This window comes from Fulvimarina endophytica, from assembly GCF_003403015.1.
GTDB lineage: Bacteria > Pseudomonadota > Alphaproteobacteria > Rhizobiales > Rhizobiaceae > Fulvimarina > Fulvimarina endophytica.
On record NZ_QURL01000003.1, the window covers coordinates 292,071 to 306,972 of the forward strand.

14 protein-coding genes are annotated in these 14,902 nt (G+C 67.4%); 9 read left to right on the plus strand and 5 right to left on the minus strand.

The annotated features are described in order from the left end of the window. Positions 1 to 163 precede the first annotated feature (163 nt). From tpiA to DYI37_RS07875, 4 genes are all read left to right on the plus strand, one after another. Complete coding sequence (tpiA, locus tag DYI37_RS07860) at positions 164 to 973, plus strand: triose-phosphate isomerase (RefSeq protein ID WP_116682662.1); 810 nt, start codon at positions 164 to 166, stop codon at positions 971 to 973. 91 nt (positions 974 to 1,064) lie between these two features. Next, positions 1,065 to 1,895, plus strand: coding sequence for a preprotein translocase subunit SecG (gene secG / locus DYI37_RS20540; protein WP_116682663.1), 831 nt, complete (start codon positions 1,065 to 1,067; stop codon positions 1,893 to 1,895). Positions 1,896 to 2,065: 170 nt separating this feature from the next. Then, positions 2,066 to 2,368 carry a 50S ribosomal protein L28 gene (gene rpmB, locus DYI37_RS07870; protein WP_116682664.1) on the plus strand — a complete coding sequence of 101 codons (303 nt, stop codon included), beginning with the start codon at positions 2,066 to 2,068 and terminating at the stop codon, positions 2,366 to 2,368. A 186-nt stretch (positions 2,369 to 2,554) separates the two neighbouring features. Beyond that, on the plus strand, positions 2,555 to 3,238 hold the full coding sequence (locus tag DYI37_RS07875) for a queuosine precursor transporter (protein WP_116682665.1): 684 nt from the start codon (positions 2,555 to 2,557) through the stop codon (positions 3,236 to 3,238). 24 nt (positions 3,239 to 3,262) lie between these two features. Here DYI37_RS07875 and DYI37_RS07880 read toward each other — a convergent pair whose 3' ends face one another. After that, positions 3,263 to 4,285 (minus strand): esterase-like activity of phytase family protein, encoded by a 1,023-nt coding sequence (locus DYI37_RS07880; RefSeq protein WP_116682666.1) that lies wholly within the window; start codon positions 4,283 to 4,285, stop codon positions 3,263 to 3,265. 22 nt (positions 4,286 to 4,307) lie between these two features. After that, complete coding sequence (gene cobT / locus DYI37_RS07885; protein WP_116682667.1) at positions 4,308 to 6,221, minus strand: cobaltochelatase subunit CobT; 1,914 nt, start codon at positions 6,219 to 6,221, stop codon at positions 4,308 to 4,310. A gap of 196 nt (positions 6,222 to 6,417) precedes the next feature. Between cobT and DYI37_RS07890 the strand changes: the two genes are divergently transcribed. Both DYI37_RS07890 and DYI37_RS07895 read left to right on the plus strand, forming a co-directional pair. Then, positions 6,418 to 7,455 (plus strand): GGDEF domain-containing protein, encoded by a 1,038-nt coding sequence (locus DYI37_RS07890; protein ID WP_158555113.1) that lies wholly within the window; start codon positions 6,418 to 6,420, stop codon positions 7,453 to 7,455. A gap of 226 nt (positions 7,456 to 7,681) precedes the next feature. After that, entirely contained in the window at positions 7,682 to 8,539 is an 858-nt protein-coding gene (locus DYI37_RS07895; RefSeq protein ID WP_116682669.1) for an NAD(P)-dependent oxidoreductase, read from the plus strand. Positions 8,540 to 8,649: 110 nt separating this feature from the next. Here the strand turns inward: DYI37_RS07895 and cobS are convergent, their stop codons facing one another. Both cobS and DYI37_RS07905 read right to left on the minus strand, forming a co-directional pair. Continuing rightward, positions 8,650 to 9,639, minus strand: coding sequence for a cobaltochelatase subunit CobS (gene cobS, locus DYI37_RS07900; protein ID WP_116682670.1), 990 nt, complete (start codon positions 9,637 to 9,639; stop codon positions 8,650 to 8,652). 410 nt (positions 9,640 to 10,049) lie between these two features. After that, the gene (locus DYI37_RS07905) at positions 10,050 to 10,652 is read right to left on the minus strand and encodes a J domain-containing protein (protein WP_116682671.1); all 603 of its coding nucleotides are present in this window, start codon (positions 10,650 to 10,652) and stop codon (positions 10,050 to 10,052) included. 196 nt (positions 10,653 to 10,848) lie between these two features. On the opposite strand from DYI37_RS07905, the gene DYI37_RS07910 reads away from it, so the two are divergent. The 3 genes from DYI37_RS07910 (at position 10,849) to DYI37_RS07920 (ending at position 12,941) form a co-directional block, all read left to right on the plus strand. Then, on the plus strand, positions 10,849 to 11,151 hold the full coding sequence (locus DYI37_RS07910; protein ID WP_116682672.1) for a BolA family protein: 303 nt from the start codon (positions 10,849 to 10,851) through the stop codon (positions 11,149 to 11,151). A 22-nt stretch (positions 11,152 to 11,173) separates the two neighbouring features. Next, positions 11,174 to 11,941 carry a YoaK family protein gene (locus DYI37_RS07915; protein ID WP_199520106.1) on the plus strand — a complete coding sequence of 256 codons (768 nt, stop codon included), beginning with the start codon at positions 11,174 to 11,176 and terminating at the stop codon, positions 11,939 to 11,941. Positions 11,942 to 12,056: 115 nt separating this feature from the next. Beyond that, positions 12,057 to 12,941 carry a polysaccharide deacetylase family protein gene (locus DYI37_RS07920; protein ID WP_116682673.1) on the plus strand — a complete coding sequence of 295 codons (885 nt, stop codon included), beginning with the start codon at positions 12,057 to 12,059 and terminating at the stop codon, positions 12,939 to 12,941. An 83-nt stretch (positions 12,942 to 13,024) separates the two neighbouring features. Here the strand turns inward: DYI37_RS07920 and DYI37_RS07925 are convergent, their stop codons facing one another. Further along, the gene (locus tag DYI37_RS07925) at positions 13,025 to 14,482 is read right to left on the minus strand and encodes an alanine/glycine:cation symporter family protein (RefSeq protein WP_425365035.1); all 1,458 of its coding nucleotides are present in this window, start codon (positions 14,480 to 14,482) and stop codon (positions 13,025 to 13,027) included. Between the last annotated feature and the right edge of the window lie 420 nt (positions 14,483 to 14,902).

Below are 14,902 nucleotides of genomic sequence, written 5' to 3' on the forward strand. Positions count from 1 at the left end.
CAGTCCCTTGTGGTCGTTCGGCGAAGGCCGCGCGGCGCGCGGCATACTCATAGGAAAGGGGCCGAAGCGGTGCAAGCCGGCAGCTTCCGATTGATTTCGCCCGGTCATGGGATTAGGTCGGATCGTCAGGACGCGGGAGTTCTTCGCGCATCAGGAGGATAGTATGACGACGCCATTGATCGCTGGAAACTGGAAGATGAACGGCATGCTGCGCTCCCTGACGGAACTGAAGGGGATCGCCGACGCGGTCAAGGACGGACGCACCGAAGGTTGCGAGATCGTGATCTGTCCCCCCGCCACCATGCTCTCGGCGAGCCGGGGCATCCTTCACAACGTGGCGAAGGTGGGCGGCCAGGACTGCCATTCCGAGGCGAAGGGCGCCCATACCGGCGACATCGCCGCCGAGATGCTGAAGGATGTGGGCGCGAGCTTCGTCATCGTCGGCCATTCGGAACGCCGGGCCGATCACGCCGAGAGCGACGAGATCGTGAAGGCCAAGGTGAACGCCGCCTGGCGGGCCGGTCTCGTGCCGATCCTGTGCATCGGCGAGACGCAAGGCGAGCGCGACGAGGGCAAGACGCTGGATCGCCTCGGCGAACAGCTGGCCGGCTGCGTGCCGAGCGGCGCGCGCGGAGACAGGCTCGTCGTCGCCTATGAGCCGATCTGGGCGATCGGCACCGGGCGCACGCCGTCGAGCGGGGAGGTGGCCGAGGCCCATGCCTTCATCCGCAAGACCCTGACCGACCGGTTCGGCCGCGAGACCGGCGAGGCGATCCGGCTGCTCTACGGCGGCTCGGTCAATCCCGGCAATGCGCTGGAGCTCCTCCATATCGACAATGTGGACGGCGCGCTGGTGGGCGGGGCGAGTTTGAAAGCGGCCGATTTCATCGCCATCTGCGAGCATGCGGCGCGCCCCGACGGACGCGACCCGTTCGAACCGGATTTCTCCGATCTCGAAATCGGCTTGGAATGACAGGCCGCTTTCTGTAGAAGGCGCGCAATCCGACCTAAGAAAAAGAGCGTTCGCCGCTCATAACAGACCCATCGCGCGTCCTGGAACACTCATGGAAACCATTCTCATCGTCATCCACCTGGTGATCGTCATCGCCCTCGTCGTGGTGGTGCTGCTCCAGCGCTCCGAAGGCGGCGCGCTCGGAATCGGCGGCGGTGGCGGCGGCATGATGTCGGCGCGCGGCGCCGCCAACGCCCTGACCAAGACGACGGGAATCCTCGCCGCCGGCTTCTTTCTCACCTCGCTGACGCTCGGCATCCTCGCCCGTTACGGCGCGCAGCCGGGCGACATTCTCGATCAGCTCCCCTCCGGCCAGGGCAACCAGCAGACCGAGGGCGGCAGCCTGCTCGACCAACTCGGCGGGCTTCCGGGCGGCGAGAGCGAAACCGCTCCTGCGGCCGGCACGGACGGCGCGGCGGCACCGACAGCCCCGGCGGACGGCGAGACCGCCTCGCCCTCGCTCATTCCCGATACGGGCAGCGCGGCCGATACGGGAACCGAGGCTCCGGAGGCCGGCGCGCCGGCGAGCGAGACGCCATCGGCCCCGGCCGGCACCGGCGATGCGGCCACCCAAGGCGAGCCGGCAGGTGCGGTCGAGACCGGCACCGGCACCGGCACCGGCGATGCGCAGGGCGCGACCAACGGAGCCGCGAACGACGGGGCGGCGACCGGCCAGATCCCGGCCAATCCGGGCGAGAGCGCGCCGAACGCCGCCGACAGCACCTTCATCCCCCCGGTGGAGAGCCCGTCCGCCGTGGAGCAGGCGCCCGATGCGCCGCTCTCCGGAGAGGCGAGCGGCGATGCCGGGGCCTCGGACGGTGCGGGTTCCACCTCCGGGACCGGAGATGCCCAGGCTCCGAACGGCGGATCGAACGCCCAGTAATCGCCCAGTCATCGAAGGTGCGTCCGCAAGGTGCCGGCACGGCTTGACGGGCCGGACCATGCGGACTATAGCCAACCCCAATTTCCGATCATGCCTGCCCGCATGGATCGCGCCGGTTTCGGCGGCGCGAGGCGGACAGGCGTTCAGCATATGAAGAGAAGGTGATCCTCATGTCGCGCGTCTGCGAACTCACCGGCAAGGGCGTCATGTCCGGGAACAACGTGTCCCACGCCAACAACAAGACCCGTCGCCGGTTCCTGCCCAATCTGTGCAGCGTCACGCTGATCTCCGACGCTCTCGGCCAGCGCTACCGCCTGCGGGTCTCGGCCCATGCCCTGCGCTCGGTCGAGCATCGCGGCGGCCTCGACGCCTTCCTCCTGAAGGCCGGCGAGAACGAGCTGTCCCAGCGCGCCCGTCTCCTGAAGCGTCAGATCACCAAGAAGCTCGCCGAGACGACCGAAGCGGCTGCCTGAAACGCCCGACGTTTCATCGAATGATTTGCGAACGCCGCTGCGGACCTTTCCGCCGCGGCGTTTTCGTGCGTTTCATACCCATCCGATGCCCATGCCGGATATAATCCCCTGCGCCGTCTCCCCCATGCCCCATTGGCCAAGCGGACATCGGGCGGGTCCGCCGGCTCCTTGATCGAGGCTCGATCCATGACGTTCCTGAAGACCCACTGGTTCGCCGTCCTCGCGATGGCCCTCATCGTCCTGTCCGCCAATGTCGCGGTCCAGTATCCGATGTTCGTCACGATCGGCTCGCTCGATCTCGCCGACATCCTCACCTATGGCGCCTTCGTCTATCCCTTCGCCTTCCTCGTCACCGACATCACCAACCGGCTCTACGGGCCGGCGGTGGCGCGGCGCGTGGTCTATGCGGGGTTTGCGACGGCGGTCGCCTGCTCGCTGATCGTGCCGGTGCTCCTCTTCAAGGCCGGGCTCGTGCCCTATTCGACGGGCGGGGCGCGCATCGCCCGCATCGCGATCGCCTCGGGGCTGGCCTTCCTCGTCGCCCAGCTTCTCGACATCTTCGTCTTCAACCGGCTGCGCCAGGATCGCTGGTGGCGTGCGCCCGCCGCCTCCTCGCTCTCTGGATCGGTGGTCGACACGGTGATCTTCTTCGGCATCGCCTTCGCGCCGGTCTTCGCCTTGATCGGCCCGAATGACGCCTATGCCCTGGAAAGTGCGCCGCTCTTCGGCGTTCTTTCGAGCGAGGCGCCGCGCTGGGTCTCCTGGGCACTCGGCGATCTGTCGCTCAAGCTCGCGATCGCAGCCTTCGCGCTGGTGCCCTACCGGATCATCATCGGCCAGCTCCTGCCGCCCCGGCAGATCTCCGCCTGAGCCGGCCCCGGCCTTGATCGGGTTTCAGCGCCGATCGTCTTCCAGCACGAATTCCAGAAGGAGATTGCGTTGGAGGAAGGAGTGGTTGTCGTCCGAGATCAGGGTGAGGCGGGTCGCGCCCGAGGCATCGCTCCAGACGGCGAGCCCTTCCAGATTGTCGATCTCCTGGCCGAGATCGGCCTCGAAGATCACCGGTCCGTCGACGAGCGCGCCCCGCGTGATGTCGCCGCCCGCGATGCGGCGGATGCGGGTGCCGAGCCCGCCGAAGAACCCCTCATAGCGCCGTTCCAGAACCAGAAGATCGCCGCCGGGCAGGAAATCGGCGTCGCTTGCCTGCCAGCGCTCGTCCTTGCGCAGCTTGAAGACGCCCTGCTGCGGGCCATCGAGAATGCCGGCGAAGAGATTGCCCGCCTCGTCGATCGAGCCTTCGGCGATGGTGACGACCGCCCCTTCGAGCGGCGAGGCCTCGGGCGAGACGGCGAGGGCTTCGAGCCCCTTGTTGATCCGCAGTTCGCGCAAGGGCACCGGCTGGTCGAGGGTTTCGGGAACACTGGCGAAGGGGCGCGGGAAGCCGCGATAGGCAAGGATGCGGGGCCGGCGCTCGAAGGAGACGAGGATCTCGTCCGCGCCCCGCCGCGCGAGCCCTTCGGCATCCGCATCGGTTTTGCCGTCGAGCGGCACGCCGCCCGCCCCGAGCATCGGCGCGCTCTCCGCCTCCTCGAGACCCGTCGGCACGCCGTTCTCGTCGCGGGCGATCCGCCCCGAGAGCCAGCGCCCGTCGTCGCTGACGGCGAGAAAGTCCCGCCCGTCATGTCTGAGAACGAGGCCGGAGAGCCCGCCCACGGAGGCGCCGCGGGCCGTGAAGGAGAAGCCGCCGACAAAGCGCAGGGCGCCGAAGCGCGTATCCTTGCTGCCCTTGTCGAAGGCGGCGATCGGCTGGGCTGTGATCGTGACCGGCAGGACACCCGTCGCACCGCCTTCCGCCGTGCCGGCGAGGAGACAGGCGAGAAGCGGGGCTGCAAGGCGCAGGGAGGGGCGAACGGGCATCGGCGGGGCTCTTTGCGCGCCGTCAGCGCATGCGAACGCTGCGGCGCCGATAGGTGGACTGCATCGCCGGCCCCTCGTCCTCGAAGAGGGCGGCGAGCTGTTCCGTCATCGCGCCGGCCAGTTCGTCGGCATCGACGATCGTGACGGCCCGCCGATAATAGCGCGTGACGTCGTGGCCGATGCCGATGGCGAGCAGCTCGACCGGCGAGCGCTGCTCGATCTCCTCGATGACCGCGCGCAGATGGCGTTCGAGGAAATTGCCGGAATTGACCGAGAGCGTCGAATCGTCGACCGGCGCGCCATCGGAGATGACCATCAGGATGCGGCGCTGTTCGGGCCGCTTCGTCAGGCGCGAATGGGCCCAGATCAGGGCCTCTCCGTCGATATTCTCCTTCAGGAGCCCTTCGCGCATCATCAGGCCGAGATTGCGCCGGGACCGTCGCCAGGGGGCGTCGGCGCCCTTGTAGACGATGTGGCGCAGATCGTTGAGCCGTCCGGGGCGCGGCGGCTTGCCGGCCTTCAGCCAGGCCTCGCGCGACTGGCCGCCCTTCCAGGCCCGGGTGGTGAAGCCCAGCACCTCGACCTTCACGCCGCAGCGCTCGAGGGTGCGCGCCAGGATGTCGGCGCAGGTCGCCGCGACCGTGATCGGCCGCCCGCGCATGGAGCCGGAATTGTCGATGAGCAGCGAGACGACCGTGTCGCGAAACTCCGTGTCGCGCTCCATCTTGTAGGAGAGCGGCTGCATCGGATCCATCACGATGCGCGAGAGCCGCGCCGGATCGAGATAGCCCTCTTCCAGATCGAAGTCCCAGGACCGGCTCTGCTGCGCCATCAGGCGCCGCTGCAGCCGGTTGGCGAGGCGCCCGACCACGCCCTGGAGGGAGGAGAGCTGCTTGTCGAGAAAGCCGCGCAACCGGTCGAGTTCGGCCTCGTCGCAGAGTTCCTCGGCGCCGATCTCCTCGTCATGGGCTCTCGTGAAGACCTCGTATTCGATCTTCTGGAGCGGGTCGTGTTCCTTGGGTTCGGGCCGTCTCGCCTCGCCGGGCGTCTCGGAGGTCTCGTCGCCGTTGTCGACCATGTCGTCGGAGGTGACCTCGGAATCCTCGGCCTCGGAGCTGTCCTCGCTCTCGGCCTCCTCGTCGGCGTTCTCGGTCTGGTTGTCCTCGGTGCCGTCCTCCTTCTCGGCGCCGCCTTCCTCCTCGTTGCGGACCTGATTGTCGCCCTGTTCCTCCTCGTCGTCCTCCTCGTCCTCGTCGTTCTCTTCGGGTTCGGCGAGTTCCTCGGCCATTTCGAGAGAGACGAGAACGTCCCGCACGGCGCGGGCGAAGGCTTCCTGGTTCTCGGCGACGCCGGAGAGGTTCGAGAAGCGCGCGCCGACCTTCTCCTCGACGAAGTCGCGCCAGACGCCGACGAGGGCCTCGGCGCTCGGCGGAACGGCCCGTCCGGTCAGCGCCTCGCGCACCATCAGCGCGACGGCGTCCTCCATCGGCGCCTCGGCGCGCTCGGTGACGTCGGAGAGGTTGGAGCGGGCATATTTGTCTTCCAGCATGGAGGCGAGATTGTCGCCCATGCCGGGCATGGCATTGGCGCCGATCGCCTCACAGCGCGCCTGCTCGACGCTGTCGTAGATCGCGCGCGCGCCCGCACCGGCCGGCGAGAGGCTGGCATGAAGCTTCGGATCGTGCCGCGCCCGGCGCAGCGCCATCGCGTCGGCGACGCCACGCGTGACCGAAACATCGTTGGCGGTGGCCCGCTTCGGCAGTTCCGGCAGACGCGCGGAATTTCCGGCCATGCCGGGCCGGTCCACCGAAAAGGTCACCTCCAGCTCCGGATCGCCGGCGATCGCGCGCAGCGTGTTGGCCAGCGAGCGCCGGAAGGGTTCGCGATTGGCCGACTTGGTGGGGGCGGGCCGCTTGTTGTCGCCGATCTTGCTCATGGGGACGAGATAAGGGCTTTCGGCGGCGATGGGCAAGGGAGCGCGGGCGCGAAAGACGAAGGATCTGTGACCCGAGGACCGATCGCGGGCAGGGCGCGAGGCGCCCGGCTGACGGACCGCCGCGCGTGACGGACTTTTCACCTGCGACCTTTAAACGTATCTGCGATGCAGAACGCGTGATTTCCGGTGCATGCCCATGACCCAGACGACGCTCCCGAGGGCGAGCATATTCGACACTTCGGAGGCCTATCGCCGCACGGTCCTCCTCGGCCTCTTCCTCTTTACGGCCGCCTTCGGGCTGGTTTTCAGCGCTCTCAACTATGTCAACGGGAACTTCGTGGCCGTCGCGGCCGAACTCGGCATGGCCGCCTTCGCGCTGTCGCTCATCCCGGTGGTGCGAAAGACCAACCGGCTGCTTCTCTGGTCCTTCCTCTATCTCGTGCTCTTCAACTCGGCGATGATGCTCATCATCTCGACGCCGCAGGTGTCCAATTCGGTCTTCGCCTGGGTGCTGCTGATTCCGATCCTGTCGCTGATGCTTCTCGGGCGTGCCCTCGGCAGCGCGATGACCGTCGTTTTCCTCTCGATCGCCTTCGTCCTCTACTATCGCCGCTTCGGCGGCGATGCGGACTACGGCACGCATGCCTCGCTCCTCGACGTGGCGGGCGTCGCCCTCTGCATCTTCGGCTTCTCCTATGCCTACGAGACCTCGCGGGCGCGGGCCGAGGAGGCGCTGAAGCACCGGGCCCTCACCGATCCGCTGACCGATCTCGGCAACCGGGCCGCCTTCTACCAGCGCTTCGGCGCCGAGATCGCCCGCTTCGAACGCCACCGGACCGGCTACGGGATCGTCCTTCTCGACATCGACCACTTCAAGGCGATCAACGATCGGTACGGCCACGAGACGGGCGACGAGGTTCTGAAACGCCTATCGACGATCCTCAGCCAGAGCGCCGGACGAAAGGGCGAGGCCTTCCGTTATGGCGGGGAGGAGTTCTGCGTCCTCCTGCCGGAGGTTTCGCCGGTCGAGGCCGCCGGGATCGCGGAGACGCTGCGGAAGACGATCGAGACGGCGCATCTTCGCCACGAGGGCCACCGGATCGCCTTCACCGCCAGCATAGGGGTCGCGGCGGTGCCGGGGGACGGGACCGAGCTTCGCCGCATCCTCCATGTCGCCGACGAGCGGCTCTACGAGGCCAAGGCGAGGGGGCGCAACGCCGTCGTGGCGGGCTGAGGGCTACCGCATCGGACGGAAAAATGGACCCGGTTTTCGGGCCATCCGATGCGTCAGCGAGAAACAGGAGCCTCCGCGCTGCGGCAAGGTCCGCCGGCAGGGCGTTTCGGCATGAACCAGAGAGCTTCACGAAACCCTCGGGCTCACGGGGACGTTACCCGGGCTCATTCCTCCCGCACGCTCGCAAGGCGTCGGAGGCGATGCCAGCAGAGCAAGGGACAGTTTCATGCCGAAGACAGCTTTTCTCGGTCTCGGTGCCATGGGCAGCCGGATCGCGACCAATCTTCTGAAAGCCGGCCACGATCTCGTGGTCTGGAACCGCAGCGAGGAGAAGACGAGACCGCTGGTGGACGCGGGCGCCCGCAGGGCCGCCAGCCCGCGCGAGGCGGCCGATGGCGCTGATCTCGTGATGGCGATGGTGGCCGACGACGAGGCGTCGCGCGCCGTCTGGCTGGACGCGGAGCGCGGCGCCCTCGCCGGCATGAGATCCGGCACGGTCGCGGTCGAGATCTCGACGCTCCAGCCGGGCTGGGTGAAGGAACTCGGCGAGGCGATGAAGGCGAAGGGGGTCGATCTTCTGGAAGCCCCCGTTTCGGGAACCCTGCCACAGGCCGAGAATGCCGAACTCGTCTTCTTCCTGGGCGGAGACGCCGAGACCGTCGCGCGCTGCGAGCCTCATCTCAAACCCATCGGCAAGGCCTCGACCCATGTGGGCGGCTGGGGCGACGGTGCGCGGGTGAAGCTTGCGACCAATGCGCTGCTCGGCATCAACGTCGCGGCCTGGGCGGAGATCGTCGCCATGCTGGACCGCTCTCCGACTGACACGAAGACGGCGGTGGAGGCGATCGCCAAGACCTCGGTCTGGGCGCCGAATGCCGGCTATCTGACGAAGACGATGATCGCGCGCGATTTCGAGCCGAAATTCCCGGTCGACCTGATCGAGAAGGATTTCCGCTATGCCCTGAGCGTTGCGGGCAAGGACCGGGCACCGCTCGTCGCCCATGTGCACGAGATCATCGAGCGGGCGATCTCAAAGGGCTATGGCGAGGACAACATGACGGCCTTGAGAAAGCTCTACGACTGAGGTGTCGCGGCCTGCCGGCACCCAAGGTTTCGGGACAAGGTCCCGAAGGCCGGGTCCGATCCTCGTGCGGACCTTTGCCCGGAGCGTTACTCCGGGCAGCGCTGCGGTCGTCAGTCGAGAACCAGATTGGCGGCGCTGTCCGGCAGGTCGGTGCCGAAGGCGCGCTGGTAGAACTCGGCGACGAGGGAGCGCTCGAGGTCGTCGCACTTGTTGAGGAAGGTCAGGCGGAAGGCCATGCCCACATCGCCGAAGATCTCGGCGTTCTCGGCCCAGGTGATGACGGTTCGCGGGCTCATCACGGTCGACAGGTCGCCGTTGACGAAGGCCGAACGGGTGAGATCGGCAACGCGCACCATGCGGCTGACGGTCTGGCGTCCCTTGTCGCTCTTCTTCCAGTCCTTCACCTTGGACAGGACGATCTCGACCTCGTTGTCGTGCGGCAGATAGTTGAGCGTCGTGACGATCGACCAGCGGTCCATCTGCGCCTGGTTGATCTGCTGGGTGCCGTGATAGAGCCCGGTCGTATCGCCGAGACCCACCGTGTTGGCGGTGGCGAAGAGACGGAAGGCGGGATGGGGCCGGATGACGCGGCTCTGGTCGAGAAGGGTGAGGCGGCCGGACGCCTCCAGCACCCGCTGGATGACGAACATCACGTCGGGCCGGCCGGCATCGTATTCGTCGAAGACGAGGGCGACATTGTTCTGATAGGCCCAAGGCAGGATGCCGTCCCGAAATTCGGTGACCTGCTTGCCCTCGCGAACGGTGATCGCATCCTTGCCGACGAGATCGATACGCGAGACGTGGCTGTCGAGATTGACGCGCACGCAGGGCCAGTTGAGGCGGGCTGCGACCTGCTCGATATGGGTCGACTTGCCGGTGCCGTGATAGCCCGAGACCATCACGCGACGGTTGCGCGCGAAGCCCGCCAGGATCGCCAGCGTCGTCGGCCGGTCGAAGATGTAGTCGGGGTCGATCTCCGGCACGTGCCCGTCCGCCTCCTTGAAGGCGGGAACCGTCAGATCGCTCTCGAAACCGAAGGTTTCGCGGACGGAGATCGTGGCGTCCGGGAGAGGGGCCACTTCCTGTTCCGCTGCACTCATCTTGCCTCCTGAAGGCCGCCCCGGATGCGTCATCGCCCGCGCGGCTCCTGTATCCTGTCGTTTCAACCGGGCGGAGGGGCGCTGATCGGCCGGCCCCTCGACCCAACTTCTTTCCATCCGTGTCCCGGCGCCGCGAGGCCTAAGCCCCACGCCTCGAAGTCCGCTGCGCCAGATCGCGGCGCCGCGATCCGGGCCGCGAGATGTGCCGCGCCCCCTGCCGCGATGCGTCGTCCAAGGCCGCAGCGAGCGGCCGGGTGCCGGTTCCGCGATCCCTTGCGTTTCGCAATTAGCGCCAGACGGGCCCCGATGGAACCTCAATCTGGAACCCCGTGCCGCAGAATCGATGCCCGGCCCGCTGCAAAGCGACGCGCGGCAGTTCCGGGCGGGACCGTGGAGGGGGACGGGGGATGTCAGCAGAAGCCGGCCTGTTTCAGGAGCTTGTAGGCCTGGATCACGTCGCGCAGCCGCTCCTCGTGGCCGCGATCGCCGCCATTGGCGTCCGGATGGAGCTGCTTGACGAGTTCCTTGTAGCGCAGGCGCACGTCCTCGCCGCTGGCATTCGTCTGGAGGTTCATGGTCTCCAGCGCCTTCTGCTCGAGCGGTCGCACCCGGCGCTGGGGCTCGGCGCGGCCCTCGGCCGTATCGCCGGCGGCCGCCCAGTCGAAGGGCTCGCCGCGCTTGCGGCGGCGGGGCTTTGCCGCGTTCGGCGAGGTCGCGTTGTGTCCCATGGACCAGGTCGGGCGGTGCCCGGTGAGGGAGTCCTTGAGATATTTGCGGATATCCTCGTCGCCGAGCCCGGAGAAGTAGTTGTAGCTCTTGTTGTACTGGCGAACGTGGTCCACGCAGAAGTTGAGGTACTGGCCTTCGCTGTCGCGGCCGAGGGGAGCCTTGTGGGTCCCCGGCTTGGTGCAGCCTTCCCAGGCGCAGACCGGCGTCTCCGGCTTGGCCTTGGCAGCCCCCGGACCACGGCGTTTGACCCGGATCGTGTCGAAATATTTGGAGTCGAGTTTCATCGCGGCGAACTATGGGCCTTTGAGAGCGAGCGAACAAGAATTGACAGATCGGAAAAAGCCCGGAAGAGGGACGGGTTCGCGATCGGGGTGCGCGGCCGAACGGACGGGCCTCTCCCCGGGTTCCGGACGGGACCCGAAGAGGCCATGATCCGGCCGGCGACCGGCAGGCGCGATAGGCCTATGGAAGGACCAGAAGATGACCGTCAAGTCCACCATCGAAGAGAAGCTCACCACCGCCTTCGAACCCGAAAGCCTCGCCGTGATCGATGAGAGCCATCTGCATGCCGGCCATCATCATGCCGACAGCTCCCATCACGAGGCCTTCGACGGTTCGGGCGAGACCCATTTCAGGGTCCGGATCGTCTCCGCGCGCTTTGCCGGCGAAAGCCGGATCGCGCGGCAGAGGGCGATCAACAAGCTGTTGGCCGACGAACTGAATTCCGGCGTCCACGCGCTCGCGATCGAGGCGCGTGCGCCCGGCGAGCCGGGCCGAAGATAGGGCGAAGGGCGGGGTCCGCGGAATGACGGGCGGGAGCGGGGAGCGCCGGAACGGCGAGGATGGCGGGGCCAGCGGGGACAGGGGCAGGTTCTCCGAACTCGGCCTGAAAGCTGCGATGTCGGAGCGGCGCGGCGCCCGGGGCACCGTCACGGGCTTCGTCTTCGTCTTCGCCATCTCGATGCTCGCCGGCATCAGCGATGCCATCGGCTTCCTCGCCACCGGGGACTTCGTCTCCTTCATGAGCGGCAACACCACGCGCTTCGCCATCGCCTTCGCGGACTGGCGTTTCGACGACGCCCTGCGCATCGCGATGATCCTCGCGGTCTTCGTCCTCGGCAACATGATCGGCGCCATCGCCCTGCATGTCACGGGCTACCGCATCTGGCCGCTTCTCCTCCTCGTCTCGGCGCTGCTCGCCGCGAGCGGCATCCTGTTCGACGGCACGCATACGATCTTCGCCCTCGTCCCGGCCGTCCTCGCGATGGGCGCGCTGAACTCGGCCGTGGAAAGCGTCGCCGGCCATCCGGTGAGCCTCACTTACGTGACCGGCGCCCTGTCGCGCCTCGGAAAAGGGCTCGGGCGGCTCGTGACGGGAACGCGCAATTTCGCGTTCCTTCTCCATGTGGTGCCGTGGCTCGGAATGCTGGTGGGCGCGATCGGCGGCGCCTTCCTGCAGATCGCGCTGCCGCAGATCGCCTTCTACGTGCCGGCGGGCCTCGCCGCCGGTCTCGCCCTTACCGCCTTCTTCCTGCCGGTGCAGTTCGAACAGGATTATCTCGGCCGGACGTGAGGCGGGCGGGCTCGAGGGCCCCTCGGATCGCCATGCGGCCGATGCCCGCAGCTACCAGGCGGGTCCACCGCTTCTAGATCGCCCGGATGACGACCTCAATCGCTTCTGGTGATCCATGACCTCGACTCGCGACCACGATCGCTATCCCTATTGCGCCCTTCCCGGCAGGCCCGTCTTCGACTGGCCGAACGGCAAGCGCCTCGCCGTCTACGTGGCGCTCAACATCGAGACCTTCTCCTTCGGCGAGGGTGACGGGGCGGCGCTCGCGCCCAAGCAGCAGCATCCCGACATCCTCAACCATGCCTGGCGCGAATGGGGGAACCGGATCGGCGTCTGGCGCATGCGGGACGCCTTCGACGCGCTGGACATGCCGCTCGCGCTTCTTCCCAATTCCTGCGTCTACGAGGACTGCCCGGGCCTGATCGAGGCGTTCCGCGAGCGCGGCGACGAGATCGTCGCCCACGGCCGCACCAATGCTGAGCGCCAGGGGGTGATGGAGGAGGACGCGGAGCGCGCGCTGATCGGCGAGGCGAGCGCGATCTTCCGGGAGCGTGAAGGCGCGCTGCCCGCCGGCTGGCTCGCGCCCTGGATCTCCCAGAGCGAGGTCTCGATCGATCTCCTGAAGGAGGAGGGCTACACCTATCTCCTCGACTGGTGCCATGACGACCAGCCCACATGGATGGCGACCCGCGACGGCGGGCGCATCCTTTCGGTGCCCTACAGCCACGAGATCAACGACATTCCGGCGATCACCGCCCGCTATACCGGCGCGGAGGAATTTTCCGAAATGATCGTCGCCCAGTTCGACGAGATGCTGGAGGTCTCGCGGCAGGCCCCGGCGGTGATGAGCATCGCGCTTCATCCCTATATCAGCGGCCAGCCGTTCCGCCTGCGGGCCCTGAAGCGGGCGCTCAAGCATATCGCCCGGCACCGCGACGAGATCTGGCTGACGCGGCCCGGCGAGATCGCGAAGGCGTTCGCATCGAACGAGCCGGGATAGGGGCGGGCGACGCGCTCGCGAAACGAAGAAGGGCCGGCATGGCGACCGGCCCTTTCGAGGTATGGGGATCGGCAGCGAGCGCCTTACCGCAGGCCGGGCTTCGGCCCGATATCGCCCTCCATGGTCCAGATGCGCGAATCCACCTTGCCGCGCAGTTCGGGATACATGTCGTTGTCGAAGGTCGGCTCGAGGCCGGTGCTCTTCTGGGCGAAATAGTCCTTGGTGAGCTTCACCACGGTTCCCGACAGGAGCACGATGGCGATGAGGTTGAGGGTCGCCATCAGGCCCATGGAGGCGTCGGCGGCGTTGAACACGGTGTCGACCGATTCGATCGAGCCCCAGATCACCATTGCGAGCGCCCCGACGCGCACGAAGCTCATGCCGATGCGTCCGCCCGCGCCCAGAAAGGTCATGGCGTTCTCGGCATAGGACAGGTTGCCGATGATCGAGGTGAAGGCGAAGAAGAAGATCGCGATGGCGACGAAGCTTCCGCCCCAGCTGCCCAGATGGGCGTTGAGCGCGCTCTGGGTGAGGGTGATGCCGTCGACCTCCTGGCCGGGGACATAGGCGCCCGACAGGAGGATCATCAGCGCGGTCGCGGTGCAGATCATCAGCGTGTCGATGAAGACGCCGAGGCCCTGGACGAGGCCCTGGCTTGCGGGATGATGCGGCTGGGGGGTGGCGACGGCCGCGATGTTCGGGGCCGAGCCCATGCCGGCCTCGTTGGAGAAGAGGCCGCGCTTGACGCCGTTGAGGAGCGCCGCCATCAGGCCGCCGGTGACGCCGCCCGCCGCCTCGTTGAAGCCGAAGGCGCTGGAGACGATGGTCCACAGGACGCCCGGCACCTCGGAATAGTTGACCACGCAGACATAGAGGGCGACGAGGAGATAGGCGATCGCCATGAAGGGCACGACCACCTCGGCGACGCGGGCGATGGAGCGGATGCCGCCGAAGACGACGACGCCGGCGAGAACGGCGAGGCCGATGCCCACATAGAACCGGTCGAGGCCGAAGGACTGTTCGGTGGCACCGGCGATGGAATTGGCCTGGACCGCGTTGAAGACGAGGCCGAAGGCGATGATCAGGAAGATCGAGAAGAGGGCGCCCATCCACGGCAGTCCGAGGCCGCGAGCCATGTAGAAGGCCGGGCCGCCGCGATACTGGCCGTCCTCGTTGCGGATCTTGTAGAGCTGGGCGAGCGCCGATTCCGCATAGGCCGTCGCCATGCCGACGAGGGCGACCATCCACATCCAGAAGATCGCGCCCGGCCCGCCGAGGGTGATGGCGACGGCGACGCCCGCCAGATTGCCCGTGCCAACGCGCGAGGCAAGCGAGACGGTCAGCGCCTGAAGCGGCGAGATGCCGGCCTTGTCGCCCGATCGCGAGCCTTTGACCACCTTGAAGAATTCCGGGAAGTGCCGGAACTGGATGAAGCCGAGGCGCAGGGTGAAGAAGACGCCGATGGCGAGGAGGCCGTAGACGAGGACATAGCCCCACAGGATGCCGTTCAGATAATCAACGACGGCGGTAAAGCCGTTCAGCAGGGTATCCGGCGAGAAAGCGTCCACGGGCTTTGATCCTTCGGCAGTCCGGGCATGGCCCGGCAGGCGGGCAGACCTGCCCGCGAAGCGAACCTCCACTTGAGCAGCACGGCGGCCCCCTGTCCATGGCGCGCGCCGGTTTTCCCCAGCGCATGGGCGTTCTTCGGGGCTTCGGTCTCGGGATACGGGACGAGGGAGGGCGGGTGCTTGTGGGGACGGGCGATGCGGCCTGCGCGATCGCGGGCGCCGACGGACGGGCGAACGGAACGGGCGCACCGCCCCTCGCGGTTCGCCCGTTCCGGCATGTCCCCCGGACGGGAGCTCTCGCTCCATCGCGCCGGCGGTTCCCCAACCGGTCCGGCGCGGCCGTCGTCCCTTGCCCGGAAAGATTGGAATGAATTGTTTAACATCGCGTTAACG

Coding starts and splice junctions, on each gene's coding strand:
- tpiA (WP_116682662.1), top strand. CDS start 164: ATGACGACGCCATTGATCGCTGGAAACTGGAAGATGAACGGCATGCTG.
- secG (WP_116682663.1), top strand. CDS start 1,065: ATGGAAACCATTCTCATCGTCATCCACCTGGTGATCGTCATCGCCCTC.
- rpmB (WP_116682664.1), top strand. CDS start 2,066: ATGTCGCGCGTCTGCGAACTCACCGGCAAGGGCGTCATGTCCGGGAAC.
- DYI37_RS07875 (WP_116682665.1), top strand. CDS start 2,555: ATGACGTTCCTGAAGACCCACTGGTTCGCCGTCCTCGCGATGGCCCTC.
- DYI37_RS07880 (WP_116682666.1), bottom strand. CDS start 4,285: ATGCCCGTTCGCCCCTCCCTGCGCCTTGCAGCCCCGCTTCTCGCCTGT.
- cobT (WP_116682667.1), bottom strand. CDS start 6,221: ATGAGCAAGATCGGCGACAACAAGCGGCCCGCCCCCACCAAGTCGGCC.
- DYI37_RS07890 (WP_158555113.1), top strand. CDS start 6,418: ATGACCCAGACGACGCTCCCGAGGGCGAGCATATTCGACACTTCGGAG.
- DYI37_RS07895 (WP_116682669.1), top strand. CDS start 7,682: ATGCCGAAGACAGCTTTTCTCGGTCTCGGTGCCATGGGCAGCCGGATC.
- cobS (WP_116682670.1), bottom strand. CDS start 9,639: ATGAGTGCAGCGGAACAGGAAGTGGCCCCTCTCCCGGACGCCACGATC.
- DYI37_RS07905 (WP_116682671.1), bottom strand. CDS start 10,652: ATGAAACTCGACTCCAAATATTTCGACACGATCCGGGTCAAACGCCGT.
- DYI37_RS07910 (WP_116682672.1), top strand. CDS start 10,849: ATGACCGTCAAGTCCACCATCGAAGAGAAGCTCACCACCGCCTTCGAA.
- DYI37_RS07915 (WP_199520106.1), top strand. CDS start 11,174: ATGACGGGCGGGAGCGGGGAGCGCCGGAACGGCGAGGATGGCGGGGCC.
- DYI37_RS07920 (WP_116682673.1), top strand. CDS start 12,057: ATGACCTCGACTCGCGACCACGATCGCTATCCCTATTGCGCCCTTCCC.